This window comes from Polynucleobacter difficilis, from assembly GCF_003065365.1.
In the GTDB taxonomy this organism is placed as follows: Bacteria; Pseudomonadota; Gammaproteobacteria; order Burkholderiales; family Burkholderiaceae; genus Polynucleobacter; species Polynucleobacter difficilis.
Genome location: NZ_CP023276.1, coordinates 1,264,801 through 1,283,086 on the forward strand (window position 1 = coordinate 1,264,801; position 18,286 = coordinate 1,283,086).

An 18,286-nucleotide genomic window follows, 5' to 3' on the forward strand; every position below is an offset into this window, starting at 1 on the left:
ATTTCAGCAACTTAATTAGGCACCTTTACGATGAAGATTGGCTTTATTGGCACCGGCATTATGGGTAAAAGTATGGCAGGCCATTTAATGGCTGCTGGGCATACCTTATACATTTACAACCGCACCCGTAGCAAAGCTGAGGATCTTTTAGCCCGCGGGGCGCAATGGTTTGATAATCCTATCGCGCTAGCTAAAGCATCGGAAGTCATCATTACGATCATTGGCTACCCCAAGGACGTCGAGGCGATGTACTTGGGTGAGTCAGGTATTTTGCAGCACGCACCCAAAGGCTGCATCACGATTGACATGACTACTTCGAGTCCAGAATTGGCGAAACAGATTGCGAATGTAGGTTTAGAGCATGGCATTACTTGCCTGGATGCGCCCGTATCGGGTGGCGACATCGGCGCCCGTGATGCCAAGCTATCGATCATGGTGGGCGGCGATCAAAAAGCGTTTGATGCGGTGCTCCCCCTCTTTCAGTTGATGGGTAAAAACATTGCGCTACTGGGATCTGCTGGCGCTGGTCAACATGCAAAGCTGTGCAATCAAATTGTGATTGCCTCGAGCATCATGGGCGTATGCGAAGGTCTGATGTACGCCAAAACTGCAGGGCTCGATCCCTTGGCCGTATTAGAGGTCATTGGCGGTGGCGCTGCTGGTAGCGTGCAGCTCAATGTGCAAGGCCCACGCATGATCAAAGGGGATTTTGCGCCCGGCTTTATGTTGGAGCATTTTGTGAAAGACATTGGCTTAGCTATTGCTGAAGCAGATCGCATGGGATTGAAGTTGCCCGGATTAACCCAAGCCAAAAAACTCTACGACATCCTAATGCAACAAGGGCATGGTCGCACTGGCTATCACGCGCTGTTTGAACTTTACTTGCGCAGAGAAGTACCTTAATTTGTTTTCTGCAGTGACCTCCTACTGGAAGTCCTGTTCATTTACAGGTAAAGCAGGCATTTGCCTTGCAATTGCTGCGCTAGTCCATTTGGGGTTGGGGTTTTCGTTTGAACTCTCGGTGGATGAGGCCCATTACCTGCTCTATGCCAAGCATATGGCCTGGAGTTATTTTGATCATCCGCCCCTAGTAGGCTGGATTCAGTGGCCGCTAGTATCCCTTGATGCCAGCACGGGCGTTTTAAGGCTCGTTCCAGAACTGCTTTGGCTCATCTCGTGCGTTTTGGTTTATATCGTCACCTCTGAATTGCAGCGTTTCTTGCAATCTAAAACAGGACATACCGCTGCAGCATTCCCGCCCATCGGCTCGTCTAGCTTTGCTGCTGTGCTGCTGGTGATTGCGGCGCCACTACCGCATGTCTTATCAGTAGGCTTATTGCCCGATTCCATTCTGGCGCCACTGAGCCTGGGGCTCTTCTGGATGGCTTTGCGCTGGATGCAAGCGGAGCGTAACTTCACCTTGCGTGATTGGCTTATCACCGGCGCTTTGCTCGGCCTTGCAGGCCTGAGCAAATACACTGCCGCCTTCACTGCGTTTGCATTGGCTCTAGTTGTGCTCTGCCCACCCCGCAAGCCCTGGATCAATCAAGTTGGTTTTTATCTCGCCGTGTTGCTTGCGCTGCTACTCATCTCGCCGGTGCTCTACTGGAACTGGGCAAATGATTGGATTTCATTCAAGTATCAACTGGCTCATGGCGGCGGAGGCGAATGGTTGTTTCGTCGCTTTGCAGGCTTCATTGGCTTGCAATTAGTCGCGTTCGGATTCCTCTTTGCTGTGGGCATGATTTTCTTTTTGAAGCGCTATTGGTCCAAATCGCCAACAGCCATCGTTTGTCTGCTCGGTTTTTTTTGGATTCCGTTTGGAATTTTTGCTTGGCTCTCCGGCGGCGGTGGCTTACCGCACTGGACTACACCCGCCTGGTTTTGCTTGGCGCCGTTTGCGGGGATTGGCATTGCTAGTGCATGGGCAACACAACAACGCAGGCTCATTCGATTTATTTTTGTCCTTCAGATTGCGCTGTGCTTGATTGGCTTCGGATTTGTTTTATCGGGCGGTATTGTCAGCAGCAATCCAAGAAACAATCCGATTGCTGATTTATATGGCTGGGATCAGGCAGGCAAAACGGCATTGGCCTTAAGTAAAACCCAGTCGGTTGCTGGTATTGCCGTTCAAAACTGGACCCTGGGTAGTCGCATCGCTTGGTATGCAAGGCCATCCCCTGTCTTTATCTTAGACCAACGCCAAGACCAGTTTGATGTGTGGTTTGGCAGTCTAAAACCGGGCTCTGACGTCATTGTGGTCAATTGGTCTGCAATGCCATACGCCCTTCCAGTAAAAGGCGCTCAACCCGATTTGCAAGCGGCTTTTGCCCAATGCCAAGCCCTAGAGCAGGTTGAAGTAAGGCATCTTGGGCGCGTTCTGTCCCATTTTGACTTTAGTCTGTGCAAAAACTGGATGGCAAAAGATCCGAACTAAGCACTCGCCTGCTTTATCCTTACGGCTATGAGTGCAAAATCTGGTCCAGCAAGCACCTCCCCGCGCTGGAAATACCTTCTAAAACGCAGTTGGCCGACCATACGGGTTGTGCTGTCGATTGCCCTGTTATGGAAGGCAACCAGCGGGATTGATTGGGCAGCCTTATTCGCATCCGAATTGCAAATCGAACCCCTATGGTTTGTGGCAGCTTTTTTCTGCCTCAGCGGTGCATTTTTTTGCGGTGGCTTGCGTTGGGGTCTGCTTATGCGCAGCGTCGGTTTTGAGGGCAGCATTGCGGGCTACATCTCCTTGTATTTTGCAGGCGGCCTGATTAATCAAGGCCTTCCCAGTACCTTAGGTGGCGACAGTTACCGCGCCATTGCCGGCAGCCATTTAAAGCCTAGTGGCGAATTGGCTAGCAGTGCCGCTGAAGAAAAAAAACTCGATACCGAATTGCATCAGGAAGTCAGCCTTGAAGAAGCCGATCCGACCTTACGTCTTGGCTTTGCAATGACCTTCGTTGATCGCTTACTCGGACTCGCAGGAAATAATTTACTGGGTGGTATCGGCCTCATTTTAGGCGGGGCTACCTTGGCCATTTGGGGAAATCAGCTCGGCTATGCCGTCATCGCCGTCATGGTCGCTTCATTTTTGATTGCGGCAATTGGATTGGCGTGGGGACCAACGCGCGCGTTACTGCAAAAATTACTGGATCGCTTTCGGATGAATAGCGCATTGCCCGGAGTGCGCATGGCTTTTGCCTGGCCCATGAATATCGCCCAAGCCCTATTTGGTATGGGTATTCATTTTTTAACCATCCTCGCTTTGGGTTTTTGTTTAAAAGCCTATGGCGCCGAAGTGCCGATTGAGGCCCTCATGATCGGCTTGCCTGCCCTAAGCTTATTACTCATGCTACCGATTAGCATTTCTGGTTGGGGATTACGCGAAGCGACCTTGACTTCGGTCTTGGCCTTATGGGGCATTAGCCCTTCATTGACGGTATTAGGCTCCATTAGCTATGGCGCGATGACCGTTTTATGTGTTTTGCCTGGTGCTTACGTCCTTCTCAGGCGAAAATAGCGATGCACTCCCTTTTTAACCTGAAACCAAGCCATTTATGAGCATTAGCGTCAATACCATGCGTGCCATCGACCATTGGGTCGGCGTGCCACTGTGCGCGATCATGAGTCCAGTAGTGGCACTCATTGATGTCGTGAAGGGAATTTTTACTACCGGCCCCAAGGCACCAAAAAAACTCCTCTTTATTGAACTCTCCGAAATGGGTAGCGCAATCTTGGTGGACCCCGCCATGCGCAATGCCCAAGCGCGCGGTGCTGAGCTTTTCTTCCTGATCTTCAAAAGCAATCAGGCCAGTCTGACTTTGCTAAATACAGTCAAGCCTGAAAATATTTTCACGATCGATGCCTCTAGCCTGAGAACATTGCTTGTCGATACGATCACCTTTTTGATTAAGGCGCGCATGCGTGGTATCGATACCGTAGTCGACTTGGAATTGTTCTCCCGCTTTACCGCCTTACTAACGGGTCTATGTGGCGCTCGTAGACGTGTGGGTTATCACATCTTCCATGGCGAGGGATTATGGCGTGGCACGATGCTTACCCGTAAAGTGCACTACAACCCACACATTCACATTACCAAGAATTTCTTTTCCTTAATTCATGCGGCCTTTGCCACTGAAATCGAAGTACCATTTAGCAAGATTCAGATTCGCGATGACGAAATTCAGTTAGCACAGGCAATCATTGATCCGGCCGTACGTAATGCGGTATTGGAGCGCATTGAGTCTTTGGCCCGCACTGCCGATGTACCTTATCGTCATGGCCAGCAGCGCCTCATCCTGATCAATCCTAACGCTAGCGATCTATTGCCACAGCGGCGTTGGTCACAGCAGCGCTTTTCGGAGCTCATCCGCGCAGTGCATGCCCGTTGGCCGGCTGACTTAATCTTAATTACGGGATCTCCTGCTGAATTTGATTACGTTGAACAGGTACGCCGCGTTGCCGAAGTGAAAGTAGCGATTAATTTTGCTGGGCAGGTTAAGTTTGGCGAATTGCCTGCGCTGTATACCCTATCCGATGTCATGGTCACGAATGATTCTGGGCCAGGTCACTTTTCTGCTGTCACTGCACTGCGCACTGTTGTTTTATTTGGACCTGAGACGCCGGCGCTGTATGGCTCAATTGGTAATTCGATTGCCATTACTGCTAACTTGGCGTGTTCACCCTGCGTCAGCGCTGCCAATCACCGTAAAACACCGTGCCAAAATAATGTCTGCATGCAAGCCATTACGGTGGCCGATGTTCTTGCGAAGGTAGAAGTCCAGTTGGACGCTGCCGATCGAGCGCGCTAAGCCGATCATGGGCACCCACTTCTCTTGGGTTGCTTGGTGCGTTCCTGTCGTTCCCTTCGGAATCGGTGCCGCGCTGTACTTTACGGAATCACAACAAAGTACATTCCTGGCGATTAATTCAGTCACCCGCTTAGCCCCGGATTGGATTTGGACTTGGATTACATTTTTAGGCAATGGTTGGGGTGTCTTTGCCCTTTCATTTCCCCTCTTAATCCTTGCGCCACGCGCGCTTAGCGCAGGAATCTTTGCAGGCTGCGTTGCCGCCATCATCAGCGCACTACTCAAGAATGCATTTAACCTCCCACGCCCTGCTGGGATCCTGCAGGAGCACGAGTTTTACCGGATTGGCGAAGCGGTGTTTCATAAAGCAATGCCATCGGGTCATACCCTCACAGCCTTTGCAATTGCTAGCGCTTACTTTTTCATAGCTCCTGCAGAAAAACGCAAGCCGTTTATCTTGTTATTCATTGCGGCAAGTGCTGTTGCAATTTCACGTAATGCCATAGGCGCACACTGGCTCACGGATGTGCTTGTTGGTGCGGGGCTCGGCATCTGGTGTGGCTTGATTGGCGCCAAGCTGGCTAGTTTATTGCCAAATAAACAGCTATTACCTCGTAGCCCATGGCCAAGAATCATTGCCATCGGTGGTCTTGCCTCACTCTACGTCCTGCTCAACGAGACCCTGGATCACCCACTGAATATGCCATTGCAATATGCCTGCATCGCCCTCGTATTACTTACGCTGATACTCTTTTTACAACAGCAGTCCCGTAGGCGCATCTAAGGGATGTTTAGCTATCGGCACGCCTTTCATGCAGGCAGTCACGCTGACATTCTGAAGCATTTAATTGCAATTCAATTGCTACGTTACTTACAAGAAAAGCCAGGGGCGCTGTCGATTGTGGATACCCACGCTGGCGCAGGCTTGTACAACTTGCAAGATGGCTTCGCAGCAATTAGTCAAGAATCAGCTGGCGGCATCGTTCGCCTCAAAGACTACCTAGCAAGCACTGGCGCAGATGTGCCGCCCAGCATCGCTGACTACTTGGCCTGCGTTGCGATTGAAAATGCACCGGAAAGTACTGCACTCTATCCAGGCTCGCCCTTTATCTTGGCCCGTTTATTGCGGCCACAGGATCGCCTGCGCCTATTCGAACTGCACCCCAATGAAATTGATATTTTGCGCGGCAATATCAATCAACTCCATTGTGTAAAACAAGTGGATGTGTATTCTGCGGATGGCTTTAGTCGACTCAAAGGGCTGTTACCGCCGCCCAGTCGCCGCGGGCTTACCTTAATTGATCCATCCTATGAGGACAAGAATGATTATCGCAATCTCGAATCGTGCTTAGAGGAAGCGCTTAGCCGTTTTGCGACGGGCTGTTATGCCATCTGGTATCCCGTGATTGCGCGGCGCGAATCAATTGCGTTACCCGAACGACTAAAGGCCATTGCGAAAGCCCACCAACGCGCCTGGCTTTGTGCTGAGTTACGTGTTGAAAACGCCCCCGGCGAACGGCGCTTACAGGCTAGCGGTATGTTTGTATTTAATCCGCCTTGGACTCTGCGCGATCATCTCAAAGATGCATTGCCTATTCTGAAAAAAGCCTTGGGTTTGGATTCTGGTGCTGCGTACACCTTGCAATCAAGCGAAGCGTAAGCAAAGCATCAGCCCAATACGCAAACACTAATCTGGATTGAATTACCAGTCGGCCTGTATCGAATAGCCGGCATCGCTTGCTTCGATTTCAACGATGGCCCCTACGGGTAATGTCAATTTATTTGGCTGATGCCCAAATGGCAAATCCGTCAAAATTGGAATTGAATTCGGCAAACGGTTTCGGATTGCCTCAAACGCCGCTTGCAAACTGTAGCCAAGATCGTTGTTATACAAACGGTAGGCAGAAAATCCACCCATCATGATTACGCTTTGCTTTGCCAATATTCCAGCATCAAGTAGCTGCATGAGCATGCGCTCAATGCGGTAAGGATGTTCATTTACATCCTCCAGAAAAAGAATGCCATTTTGATATTGCTGTTCAGCAGGAAAGTAAGGCGTACCAATCAAGCTCGCGAGAACCGTTAGGTTACCGCCCCAAAGCATGCCAGTACTGGTTCTTGTTTGATTTCCTAAGCCGCTGAGCTCTTGGCCTGTATTGACTTGCGCACTCAGGCTACGCTCCTGAACGGCGCGCTGAAAGTGGGTCCACATAAATGGATCGGGCGCTACCACCTGATTATCTTCAATCCGGCCAAAATCGTAATTGAGCATGGGTCCAGCCAGGCTGATGCCACCTGTTTTTGCAAGCAAGCCCAAATGAAATGCAGTGAAATCACTGTGCCCGCATATCTGCAGGCCAGCCTGTACTACCTTGTGAATTGCCTGCCACTCAATGCTTCCGAGCAAGCGATGCAATCCATAGCCGCCGCGCATCGCCATCACTGTTGTGCTTGGAGGTAATGCAGAAAGACTATTCAGTTCGGTTGCTCGCTCTGCATCTGTGCCTGAAAAACGCTGGTGGACGCGTTGCGTGCACTCCGGATTGAGTACAGATACACCCTGCCCGGTTAACCAGGAAATGCCAGCCAAAGGACTCCGTGCATCCAAACTAGCGCCCGATGGGGCAATCAACTGCACTTGCATTAACGGCGCTCCTTAAAAAAGCGTTTTAAAACGTGGCCACATTCTTCCGCTAGGACACCGCCCTCAGCCTGGGTTTGGTGATTGATTTGCGGGTTAGCAAACAAATTCAGCGCGCTTCCGGCAGCGCCCGTTTTAGGGTCGGGGGCCCCATAAACAACACGCTCCACTCGTGCATGCAGCATCGCTCCTGCACACATCGCACACGGCTCTAGAGTGACATACAGCGTCGTTCCAGGCAAGCGGTAATTGCCTTCACTCTGTCCTGCAGCGCGCAACGCCAACATCTCAGCATGGGCGCTGGGGTCATGCAATCCAATGGGTTGATTAAAGGCTTTTGCCAAGACCTGCCCATTGCGGACTATTACGGCGCCGACCGGAACTTCACCAGCTAAAGCGGCACAGTTGGCCTGCTCTATGGCTAGCGCCATGAATTGCTGATCGAGTTCGGCCTGCATTGCTTAAGCCTGCGAGACATCCGCCCAGCAATTGGGGGTTTCATACAAACGAATGGAGGCTAAACGCAACCGCCCTTGAAATGCCTCTGCAAAAATAGGTTCCAAGATCGCAAAGGCAGCGTGCGCGAGGTTTTCGACTGTGGGCACCCGATCCAATATCACTGTCTTATGGTTCGGCATGCTGGCTAAAAATGCGACTACTGCCTGATCTTCTTTGGCGACTAAAAAAGCGTGATCCCATAAGTTGACCAGATGTTCGTTTGCAAGGCGCTTGATGTCGCCAAAGTCGAGCACCATGCCATCGTCCGCCTTGCCAGGGGTCTCAAGCACATCGCCCGATACGGTCAACTCAATCGCATAGCGATGCCCATGCAGGTGACGACACTGGCCGTCGTGATGTGGAATGCGATGCCCTGCGTCAAACTCAAGCCGGCGGGTGATGGTGATGGCTGGGGTGGAGATACTCATCGAATTCCGATCCATTTATGGGTTTGTAAGCTCAGCCGCCAGAGCGGTCTGTTTTGGCAAATACGCACTGCGAATGCCGTGTTTTCTGAACGCAGCGGCCCATCCATGGGCTGAATGTAGCGATGACGATAGTCCATTCGCTCAAACCGCGTCAGCAGTTGGTCCAATCCATCATGGCCTGCTTGTGGAACTACTAACTTCATTTCGTCGGCCTGCAGGACCACTAGTTCGGAACCTGCTTTTGGACTCACGCAGACCCAGTCCACTCCCTTGGGTACAGGCAGCGTGCCATTGGTCTCAATCGCAATTTCAAAGTGCAATGCATGCAGTGCATTAATTAATTCGCTATCCAACTGCAATAAAGGCTCGCCGCCAGTAAAGACGACATAGCGATGGTAGCTAGCGCCACCCGCTGCCTGCCAAGCAAGCTCAATTTGCGCGGCCAAGTCTAGAGCAGTCTCAAATTTGCCGCCGCCATCGCCATCCGTGCCAACAAAGTCGGTATCGCAAAATTGGCACACAGCATTGGCACGATCCTCTTCGCGACCGCTCCACAAATTGCATCCTGCAAAACGGCAAAAAACGGCTGCACGACCAGCATGCGCACCCTCGCCTTGTAACGTAGCAAAAAGTTCTTTTACGCTATACATTGATTTTGATCACTTCCATGAGACTAGCTCCCAGCGTAAGTAATCCTCTTTGATCGAATCAGCCCACCCGCGCATACCAAGCCAAAGGTACTCACCAAAACGTTCACGCACGACCCAGCGACCAACCTCCGGTGCAAACCACGCATTTTCGCGGCGATTACTTGCCATCCGAAACCAATCGTCGCTCTCAAAAAAATCTGCCGTGTTGACATAATGCAAGGCATTAAAGTCACCCGCCTGAGTCTTTATACGGCTCCACGCTTTGGCTTCAATGTTGAGGCCCCAATAAAAATCATTGTCTGGAAAACCCACTACTTGATAACGGACTCGGTAAAAGCCAGACCACCCTGGCACCAGCCTTTCAGGCCAAAGCGGCACCGGCTTTATAAAGCGCTGGGGCGGTGTCCAATTGGGATCCTGCAAGTTCATGCCCCAAGGCTCCTGAATTTCATCCGGCAATGGGCCTCGTTTGTGACCGTTGCGCGCAATACGAACACGTGGACCAACCTCAACTACGGTCTCGGTCACCACATCAACCAACTCACCATTAAAGTAATTACGAACCTCATACACCCATTGCTGCCCTACTGCAGGAGCACGTACCGCAGGAATGCTCACAGGCGCAGCAATAGGAGCCTTGGGAATGTGCGTGACCGACCCCAGGCAAGCGGTAATCAAGAGCACGGTAAGTGCAGCCGACAATTTCAACATACGCCGCAAGGAATGTAATGAAATAAAGTTCATCGACTTAAATCAGGCCCACGAGAGCAATTCCCACTTCGTACTATTTTCTAGCAAGACAGCGCCGATTTGACCCTGAATTTGGAATGAGCCCGATGATTCGCGCGCAACCCAGCGCCCAATTTGCGGCGCAAACCAAACCGTCTCTCGGCGAATGCAGTTCACCTTGTTATCGTCGGTGCTTTCATAATTGATCAGATTCTGAAAGCGTAGTGCAATAAAGTCACCCGCTGGTACGGTAATTTTTTCCCAGCCGTGAGCACTCATGTAGAGCTGCCAATCATTTTTATTTTGCGGGTATCCGCTTACGGCGTACTTAGAAAAAACTTCTTTGTTCCAGCTGCTGCTCATTTTTTCGGGCCACAATGGAATCGCCGGATTGAAATTAAGGACCTTGCCCCAATGGGGATCGGTAATTACCATACCGTGGGGCCCTTGAATTTCACTGGGCAATGGTGAGCCATACTCATCCGAGCGACTTACCGTAATGGTTTTTCCCACGCTGCTAATTTTTTCTACTACGACCCCACGCGTTTGGCCGCTGAAGAAGTCCCGCTCAAGGTAGCGCCATTCTTGCCCAATTTGCGGCAAACGCACAAGGGGCATCGGCATGGGTGCCGCCACCGGAACCCCCTGGTCACGGGAAATAGGAATGCCACATCCAATTGGCGCTATCGCAGAGACGGCGATGAATAGTCTGCGGGTTGCTTGCATCGTTTTAACCTTTTCAATTAGTGTATTCGGATAATGCAGTACAACAGGTAAGACTCAAATCGAATTAGCTCACTCCCACTCGATCGTCGAGGGGGGTTTGCCGCTGATATCAAAGACCACTCGGTTGATGCCGCGGACTTCATTGATGATGCGATTCGATACTTTGCCGAGTAACTCATGAGGCAGGTGTGCCCAGTGGGCCGTCATAAAGTCTTGGGTTTGCACGGCGCGCAAGGCAACGACGTATTCGTAGGTGCGCCCATCGCCCATAACTCCAACCGACTTCACAGGCAAGAAAACAGCGAATGCTTGGCTAGTAAGGTCATACCATGACTGGCCGCTCGCTTCATCGATCGTATTGCGAAGCTCTTCAATAAAAATGGCATCGGCGCGGCGCAGTAAATTGGCAAACTCTTGCTTCACTTCACCCAGAATCCGAACGCCCAGACCAGGACCTGGGAACGGATGGCGATAGACCATTTCGCGGGGCAGTCCTAAAGCAACGCCTAGCTCACGCACTTCATCTTTAAACAGTTCACGCAAGGGCTCAAGCAATTGCAAATGCATATCGTCCGGCAATCCGCCAACATTATGATGACTCTTAATCGTATGCGCGCCCTTTTTGCCTTTGCCAGCGGACTCAATTACATCGGGGTAAATGGTTCCTTGGGCAAGCCATTTGGCATTCTTAATTTTGGCCGACTCAGTCTGAAAGACCTCGACAAACTCTTTGCCAATAATTTTGCGCTTGGCTTCGGGGTCACTCACACCAGCCAGCTTCGACATAAAGTCGTGCTCAGCATCGACCCGAATGACTTTGACTCCGAGATTGCGGGCAAACATCTCCATGACCATAGCGCCCTCATTGAGACGCAAGAGACCATGGTCAACAAAGACGCAAGTCAGTTGCTTACCAATGGCGCGGTGAATTAATGCTGCCGCTACGCTGGAGTCAACGCCGCCCGATAAGCCTAAGATCACTTCATCGCTGCCGACCTGCTCCTGAATGCGGGCCACGGCTTCACTAATGTAATCGCCCATGACCCAGTCGCCACGGCAAGCGCAAATCGTGCGCACAAAGCGATCTAAGATGGCCGGCCCTTGCAGGGTATGGGTTACCTCCGGATGAAACTGAAATGCATAGAAACGCCGAGCTTCATCCGCCATGCCTGCAATCGGACAAGAGTCTGTCGATGCCATGAGCTTGAAACCATCCGGCAAGGTCGTTACTGAATCGCCATGGCTCATCCATACTTTGAGGATGCCGTGGCCTTGGGTCGTCGCAAAATCCTGAATACCTTTGAGTAACTCGGTATGGCCATGGGCACGCACTTCAGCGTAGCCAAACTCACGGGCCTTGCCAAGCGCTTCAGCAGAAGCAACGGCGCCACCCAATTGAGTTGCCATGGTCTGCATGCCGTAGCAAATACCGAGAACAGGAACGCCCAATTCAAATACGATTTGCGGCGCTCGTGGGCTCTCACCCTGCGTTACTGAATTGGGGCCGCCAGAAAGAATAATGCCCTTGCCACCCTCTTCTTGAATGAAGCGGCGAATAAAGTCGGGGTCGCAATCGTAGGGATGGATCTCGGAATACACCTTTGCTTCGCGAACGCGCCGCGCAATCAGCTGCGTGACTTGCGAGCCAAAATCCAGAATCAGAATCTTATCGTGCATCAGGCAATCCACACTCAATCGATGTGGTAGTTGGGGGCTTCCTTGGTGATCTTCACGTCATGGACGTGCGATTCACGCACGCCTGCTGAGGTGATTTCCACAAAATTCGCCTTCTCGTGCAATTCAGCAATCGATTTGCAACCGCAGTAACCCATCGATGAGCGAATGCCGCCCGTCAACTGATGCAAGATGGTCAGCACGCTACCTTTATAAGGAACCTGCCCCTCAATGCCTTCCGGCACCAACTTCTCCGCATTGGCCGCACTAATGTCTTCCTGAAAGTAGCGGTCTGCAGCGCCGTCGGTCATCGCGCCGAGTGAACCCATGCCGCGGTAACTCTTGTACGAGCGGCCTTGGTATAAAAATACATCGCCAGGCGCCTCTTCGGTACCCGCGAACATACCACCCATCATCACGGAATGGGCACCTGCAGCCAAAGCTTTTGCCACATCCCCAGAGTAGCGAACGCCGCCATCGGCAATCAAGGGAACGCCGGTACCTTTTAACGCAGTGGCCACATTCACAATCGCAGTAATTTGAGGAACGCCAACACCGGCAACAATGCGGGTTGTGCAAATCGAGCCAGGGCCAATGCCTACCTTAACGCCATCAGCACCATGCTCTACTAAGGCCAGTGCAGCATCACCCGTAGCAATGTTGCCACCAATGACTTGTACTTGGGGATAGTTTTTCTTCGTCCAGCGCACGCGATCGAGTACGCCTTGACTGTGTCCGTGGGCAGTATCGACCACGATCACATCGACCCCAGCCTTGACCAGCAACTCGATGCGCTCATCGTTATCAGCACCAACGCCCACCGCAGCACCGACGCGCAATTTACCTTCGCCGTCTTTGCATGCATTGGGGTGCTCGGTTGCTTTCAGAATGTCTTTTACTGTAATGAGGCCGCGTAATTCAAAGGCGTCATTCACAACCAAGACGCGTTCAAGGCGGTGCTTACTCATTAAGCGCTTTGCCTCTTCGAGGGTGCAGCCCTCTTTCACAGTGACCAAACGCTCGCGCGGTGTCATCTTGACTTTTACCAGGGCATCCAAATCTTCTTCGAAGCGTAAATCGCGATTGGTAATAATGCCAATCACTGTTTTACCTTGCAGTACTGGAAAACCAGAGAAGCCATGCTCTCTGGATAAATTCATTACCTGCCTGACCGTCACTTCGGGACCGATCGTAATCGGATCGCGCAACACGCCGGATTCGTAGCGTTTTACTTTGGCTACCTCACGGGCTTGCTCGGCTGGCTTTAAGTTTTTGTGGATGATTCCGATACCGCCTTCGCTGGCCATGGCAATTGCTAAACGCCCTTCGGTAACGGTATCCATTGCAGCCGAAACCAAGGGGGTGTTAATGGAGATGTCTCGAGACAATTTGGATACCAAGCTGGCATCACGCGGAAGAACAGACGAATACGCCGGTACGAGAAGCACGTCATCAAAAGTGAGTGCTTTTTGGATGAGTCGCATACAAAACCCCTAGTCGCAAAAACCGATTATAGCCTCCTGGCCTTGCGTTTAGCCGCAACCGCCTTTAAGTGGGCGTCCCGATTTTGGTTGGCTCGCTTGCGCCTAACCGTCTTGGGGTCAATTTGTAGGGGGGCATAGAGCTCTAGGCGGTCGCCATCGTAAATTGGGCTGTCCCACTCCTTGCGCTTGCCAAAGACGCCGTAGGCCCCTTTACGGCTAAATCTAGCGTCGTCAGGCCCACTCGCCAATCCGGCCTGAACCAGCGCCTCGCCAACGGTTGCAACTAGGCCTGCCGGCACCCTTAAGGTAAAGGGTCTGAGCTGGGGCTGATCCCCGCGGGCATCGCAGATCAGTAAATCCATTAGGAGGTTTCCTCAGCCCGCTTTACAAAGCAGTCGACAAAAGTGCCGGCAATGTAGCTAAATACGGGGCCAATGACCTTATCTAAAATCGTGCTTTTGAACTCCCATTGCAGCTTAAAGTCGATTTTGCAGGCATCGTCCCGCAAGGGAATAAAGAGCCATTGCCCAGAAAAATGCTTAAAGGGGCCATCAACAAAGGTCATATCAATTTGAGTAGGCCGGGTGTTGGTATTGCGCGTATGAAAGAACTGCTCAATGCCCTTGAACTTGATCTTAATCTTGGCGTCTAAGGTGGTTTCGGTTTGCTCATAAATCTCCACCCCACCACACCAAGGCAAAAACTCGGGGTAGCGGGCAACGTCGGTGACGAGCGCATACATGCGGTCAGCCGATTGGCCAATTAAAACGGTCTTGTGGACGTCTGCCATAATCAGGTTAGTGGAGCAAATTAATCAATGAGTATCGTCGATAACAAAAAAGCCTTCTTCGATTATTTTATCGAGGAACGGTTTGAGGCGGGCATCGTACTGCAGGGCTGGGAAGTGAAAGCCATTCGCGCCGGCCGCGCCCAAATTAAAGAAGCGTATGTCGTCATCCGCAGTGCAGAGCTATACCTCATCGGCGCCCACATTACCCCCTTGATTTCGGCGTCGACCCATGTGGTGACAGACCCCACCCGCACCCGCAAACTGCTGCTCAATGCTGTAGAGATCCGTAAATTGATTGGCAAAGTGGAACAAAAGGGCTTCACTTTAGTCCCGTTAAACCTGCATTTCTCCAAAGGCAATGTCAAATGTGAAATTGGCTTGGCACGCGGCAAGAAGCAGCACGACAAACGTGCCACCACCAAAGAGCGGGAGTGGGAAATTCAAAAAGCCCGAATCGCTCGGGGCGATCTCCAGTAAGCACTAAATTAGTGCATACGGTACCGCCCCTGGATTGGGTTAACTTAAATCCGACTTAGCGAGCATTTCCCAAGTTCCGACAACGCTGTCGGGATTGAGGGAAATCGAGGTAATGCCCTTCTTCACGAGCCAACGCGCAAAGTCGGGGTGATCCGATGGGCCTTGACCACAAATGCCGACGTACTTGTTTTGCTTTAAGCAGGCATCAATCGAGCGCTCAATCATGAACTGCACGGCCGGATCACGCTCATCAAAGTCAATTGCAAGCAGCTCCATTCCGGAATCCCGATCCAGACCCAAGGTGAGTTGGGTCATGTCGTTTGAGCCAATCGAGAAGCCATCAAAGTACTCCAAGAATTGATCGGCCAGAATGGCATTCGACGGAATCTCGCACATCATGATCAGGCGCAAGCCATTCTCGCCCCGCTTGAGTCCAAACTTGGCCATCATGTCGATCACGCGCTCTGCTTGCTTAATGGTACGCACAAAGGGAACCATGATTTCGACGTTGGTTAAACCCATGTCTTCACGCACCCGCTTCATGGCGGAACACTCCAGCGCAAAGGCTTCACCAAAATCAGCCGAGACATAGCGCGACGCACCGCGGAAGCCCAGCATGGGATTCTCCTCATCCGGCTCGTAGCGCGAACCACCAATCAGTTTTTTGTACTCGTTTGACTTAAAGTCAGACAAACGCACAATCACCGGCTTGGGATAAAACGCTGCGCCAATGGTTGCAACGCCTTCAACCAATTTATCTTCATAAAATGCGCGAGGACTTGCATAACCCCGAGCCACGCTCTCAACCGCGCGCTTTAAGTCCGGATCAATATTCGGATATTCCAATACTGCACGGGGATGGAGTCCAATGTAGTTGTTAATGATGAACTCCAGGCGCGCCAATCCCACGCCTTTGTTCGGAAGTTGGCAGAAATCAAATGCCAACTGGGGATTGCCAATGTTCATTGTGATCTTGACGGGGATCTCGGGCAAGTCACCACGCGATACTTCAGTGACTTCAGTCTCAATCAGGCCATCGTAAATATTGCCTTCATCGCCCTCGGAACACGACACGGTAACCATCATGCCGTCTTGCAATTTGTCGGTTGCATCACCGCAACCAACTACCGCAGGAACACCAAGCTCGCGCGCAATAATGGCGGCGTGGCAAGTACGACCACCGCGATTGGTCACGATGGCTGAGGCCCGCTTCATCACCGGCTCCCAATTGGGATCAGTCATATCTGCTACCAATACATCTCCTGGCTGCACCCGATCCATCTCACTGGGGTCACGAATGATGCGCACAGGACCGGCGCCAATCTTTTGACCAATGGCGCGGCCCTTCACCAACACAGTGGAGTTGCCTTTGAGCTTGTAACGCATCTCCACCTGCCCTGCCGCTTGACTCTTTACGGTTTCAGGGCGGGCCTGCAGAATATAGATGCGACCATCCTTGCCGTCTTTGCCCCACTCGATGTCCATTGGACGACCATAGTGTTTTTCGATAATCACGGCAAACTTGGCTAACTCGGTAATGTCTGCATCTTCCAAGGAAAAGCGATTGCGCATTTCTGGAGCAACATCCACCGTGACCACGCGCTCTGCAGAACCTGCGGGCGCAAATTGCATCTGGATTAACTTGGAACCCAATGAGCGGCGAATGATGGCTTTTTTACCTTGGGCCAAAGTAGTTTTAAATACATAAAACTCGTCCGGATTGACGGCGCCCTGCACCACTGTCTCGCCCAGTCCATAACTAGACGTGATAAAAACCACATCCTCAAAACCCGATTCGGTGTCCAGGGTAAACATGACGCCAGCTGCGCCCAAATCGGAACGTACCATGCGCTGAATGCCTGCAGACAGTGCAACTTCTGCATGAGCAAAACCTTTGTGCACCCGATAGGAAATCGCCCGATCGTTGTAGAGCGAAGCAAAGACTTCACGAATGGTCTTAAGCACATCGTCAATGCCCTCCACATTCAGGAAGGTCTCTTGTTGACCGGCAAACGAGGCATCGGGCAAATCTTCTGCGGTTGCGGAAGAGCGAACTGCAAATGAACCTTTGCCTGAATCGTCCAACTTGGCAAATGCAGTGCGGATTTCTTGCTCTAAGCGGGGTTGCAGCGGGGCGGTCTCAATCCAGCCGCGGATCTCTGCCCCAGCCTCAGCTAAAGCGCGGACATCGTCAATGTTTAAATTGACTAAACGCTGCTGGATACGCTCGGTAAGGGTGTTATGGGCTAAAAAGTCCCGAAATGCCAGTGAAGTTGTTGCAAAACCGGTGGGCACACGAACCCCAGCAGAGGCAAGCTGGGAGATCATTTCGCCGAGGGAGGCATTTTTTCCACCAACCGATTCGACGTCGGTCATGCGGAGTTCTTCAAAAGGTAAAACGTAAGCGTCTTGGTGTTTTGGGTTGGACATAAATACTCTCTAAAGATAAGGAAACCGGTGCTGCAGCCGAATAAATGCGGCATACTTATATAAGACTATTGTAGTGCTAGCCCCTCCATTTCCCCTCAAAAAAACCATGTCCAACACCCCCCGCATTGTGTTTATTGTGTCCGACGGCACTGGAATCACAGCCGAGAACTTCAGCCAGTCGATTTTGGCCCAATTTGAGCTTACTTTTAAGCTAATCCGCATTCCATTTACCGACAGCATAGAGAAAGCACATAACGCGGTACAAGCAATTAATAAGGCATTTCAGCGCGATCAAGTCCAGCCAATTGTCTTCACCACTCTAGTCAATACCGAGCTCAATGGCATTGTCTCCAAAGCCCAGGGCTTGGTTCTGGACATGTTCCAGACTTTCGTTGCCCCGTTGGAGCAAGCGCTGGGTCTCAAGTCGACCCATGCCATGAATCGCTTGCACCACAATGCCGATACGGCGGCCTATAAAAACCGCATTGAAGCCATCAACTATTCATTGGCGCATGATGATGGCCAGTCTAATCAGAACCTGGCAGATGCTGATGTCATATTGGTTGGAGTCTCACGGGTTGGCAAAACACCGACCAGCCTCTACCTTGCGATGCAGTATGGACTCAAGGCTGCCAACTACCCCTTGATTCCAGAAGATTTCGAGCGCGGCCAGTTGCCCAAGGATTTGATTGCCCACCGATCCAAGATTTTTGGACTCATGATTGATCCCGAACGGCTCTCTGAGATTCGCAATGAACGTCGCCCCGGCAGCAACTACGCCAAATTAGAAAATTGCCGTTATGAAATCAACGAAGCAACGTCGATGATGCGCCGCCAATCGATACCATGGGTTTTAACTACCAACAAATCCATCGAAGAAATCGCCACTACCGTACTGCAAACCATCCGCTCCGATAAAACCATCTTGGGTTAGTTTCGGCTGTTCTTTTC

Annotated in this window: 19 protein-coding genes; 8 read left to right on the forward strand and 11 right to left on the reverse strand. The window is 51.5% G+C overall.

The annotated features are described in order from the left end of the window. Positions 1-30: 30 nt before the first annotated feature. The 6 genes from AOC34_RS06465 to AOC34_RS06490 are packed head-to-tail and all read left to right on the forward strand — an operon-like array spanning position 31 to position 6,468. A complete protein-coding gene (locus tag AOC34_RS06465) occupies positions 31-903 on the forward strand; it encodes an NAD(P)-dependent oxidoreductase (protein ID WP_108469296.1) in 873 nt (290 codons plus the stop codon). After that, positions 845-2,437, forward strand: coding sequence for an ArnT family glycosyltransferase (locus AOC34_RS06470; protein WP_108469297.1), 1,593 nt, complete (start codon positions 845-847; stop codon positions 2,435-2,437). Before AOC34_RS06465 ends, AOC34_RS06470 begins: the two co-directional genes overlap by 59 nt. A gap of 27 nt (positions 2,438-2,464) precedes the next feature. Beyond that, a complete protein-coding gene (locus AOC34_RS06475; RefSeq protein ID WP_108469298.1) occupies positions 2,465-3,517 on the forward strand; it encodes a lysylphosphatidylglycerol synthase transmembrane domain-containing protein in 1,053 nt (350 codons plus the stop codon). Positions 3,518-3,554: 37 nt separating this feature from the next. Continuing rightward, positions 3,555-4,808 carry a glycosyltransferase family 9 protein gene (locus AOC34_RS06480; RefSeq protein WP_108469299.1) on the forward strand — a complete coding sequence of 418 codons (1,254 nt, stop codon included), beginning with the start codon at positions 3,555-3,557 and terminating at the stop codon, positions 4,806-4,808. Positions 4,809-4,815: 7 nt separating this feature from the next. Continuing rightward, the gene (locus AOC34_RS06485) at positions 4,816-5,592 is read left to right on the forward strand and encodes a phosphatase PAP2 family protein (RefSeq protein ID WP_108469300.1); all 777 of its coding nucleotides are present in this window, start codon (positions 4,816-4,818) and stop codon (positions 5,590-5,592) included. A 3-nt stretch (positions 5,593-5,595) separates the two neighbouring features. Further along, positions 5,596-6,468 (forward strand): 23S rRNA (adenine(2030)-N(6))-methyltransferase RlmJ, encoded by an 873-nt coding sequence (locus tag AOC34_RS06490; protein WP_108469301.1) that lies wholly within the window; start codon positions 5,596-5,598, stop codon positions 6,466-6,468. A 42-nt stretch (positions 6,469-6,510) separates the two neighbouring features. Here the strand turns inward: AOC34_RS06490 and AOC34_RS06495 are convergent, their stop codons facing one another. The 10 genes from AOC34_RS06495 to AOC34_RS06540 form a co-directional block, all read right to left on the reverse strand. Further along, entirely contained in the window at positions 6,511-7,452 is a 942-nt protein-coding gene (locus tag AOC34_RS06495; protein WP_108469302.1) for an LD-carboxypeptidase, read from the reverse strand. Then, positions 7,452-7,907 (reverse strand): tRNA adenosine(34) deaminase TadA, encoded by a 456-nt coding sequence (tadA, locus tag AOC34_RS06500; RefSeq protein ID WP_108469303.1) that lies wholly within the window; start codon positions 7,905-7,907, stop codon positions 7,452-7,454. Before tadA ends, AOC34_RS06495 begins: the two co-directional genes overlap by 1 nt. A gap of 3 nt (positions 7,908-7,910) precedes the next feature. Continuing rightward, positions 7,911-8,375: a 6-carboxytetrahydropterin synthase QueD gene (gene queD, locus AOC34_RS06505; RefSeq protein ID WP_108469304.1), complete on the reverse strand. Its 465-nt coding sequence runs from the start codon at positions 8,373-8,375 to the stop codon at positions 7,911-7,913. Then, positions 8,372-9,025, reverse strand: coding sequence for a 7-carboxy-7-deazaguanine synthase (queE, locus tag AOC34_RS06510; protein WP_108469305.1), 654 nt, complete (start codon positions 9,023-9,025; stop codon positions 8,372-8,374). Before queE ends, queD begins: the two co-directional genes overlap by 4 nt. 9 nt (positions 9,026-9,034) lie before the next feature. Next, complete coding sequence (locus AOC34_RS06515; protein WP_159074830.1) at positions 9,035-9,736, reverse strand: hypothetical protein; 702 nt, start codon at positions 9,734-9,736, stop codon at positions 9,035-9,037. A 42-nt stretch (positions 9,737-9,778) separates the two neighbouring features. Next, the gene (locus AOC34_RS06520) at positions 9,779-10,480 is read right to left on the reverse strand and encodes a hypothetical protein (RefSeq protein WP_108469307.1); all 702 of its coding nucleotides are present in this window, start codon (positions 10,478-10,480) and stop codon (positions 9,779-9,781) included. Between the two features lie 69 nt (positions 10,481-10,549). Beyond that, positions 10,550-12,157, reverse strand: a complete 1,608-nt coding sequence (gene guaA / locus AOC34_RS06525) for a glutamine-hydrolyzing GMP synthase (protein WP_108469308.1) — start codon at positions 12,155-12,157, stop codon at positions 10,550-10,552. A 14-nt stretch (positions 12,158-12,171) separates the two neighbouring features. Next, positions 12,172-13,638, reverse strand: a complete 1,467-nt coding sequence (gene guaB / locus AOC34_RS06530) for an IMP dehydrogenase (protein ID WP_108469309.1) — start codon at positions 13,636-13,638, stop codon at positions 12,172-12,174. A gap of 26 nt (positions 13,639-13,664) precedes the next feature. Further along, positions 13,665-14,000, reverse strand: coding sequence for an RnfH family protein (locus AOC34_RS06535; protein ID WP_108469310.1), 336 nt, complete (start codon positions 13,998-14,000; stop codon positions 13,665-13,667). After that, positions 14,000-14,428, reverse strand: a complete 429-nt coding sequence (locus AOC34_RS06540; RefSeq protein ID WP_108469311.1) for a type II toxin-antitoxin system RatA family toxin — start codon at positions 14,426-14,428, stop codon at positions 14,000-14,002. Before AOC34_RS06540 ends, AOC34_RS06535 begins: the two co-directional genes overlap by 1 nt. Before the next feature lie 27 nt (positions 14,429-14,455). Between AOC34_RS06540 and smpB the strand changes: the two genes are divergently transcribed. Continuing rightward, positions 14,456-14,905 (forward strand): SsrA-binding protein SmpB, encoded by a 450-nt coding sequence (gene smpB, locus AOC34_RS06545; protein WP_108469312.1) that lies wholly within the window; start codon positions 14,456-14,458, stop codon positions 14,903-14,905. A gap of 39 nt (positions 14,906-14,944) precedes the next feature. On the opposite strand, the gene ppsA is transcribed toward smpB, so the two are convergent. Beyond that, positions 14,945-17,335, reverse strand: a complete 2,391-nt coding sequence (gene ppsA / locus AOC34_RS06550) for a phosphoenolpyruvate synthase (protein WP_108469313.1) — start codon at positions 17,333-17,335, stop codon at positions 14,945-14,947. A gap of 106 nt (positions 17,336-17,441) precedes the next feature. Here ppsA and ppsR point away from each other — a divergent pair, with 106 nt between their 5' ends. Then, entirely contained in the window at positions 17,442-18,269 is an 828-nt protein-coding gene (gene ppsR, locus AOC34_RS06555) for a posphoenolpyruvate synthetase regulatory kinase/phosphorylase PpsR (protein ID WP_108469314.1), read from the forward strand. The last annotated feature ends 17 nt before the right edge of the window (positions 18,270-18,286 follow it).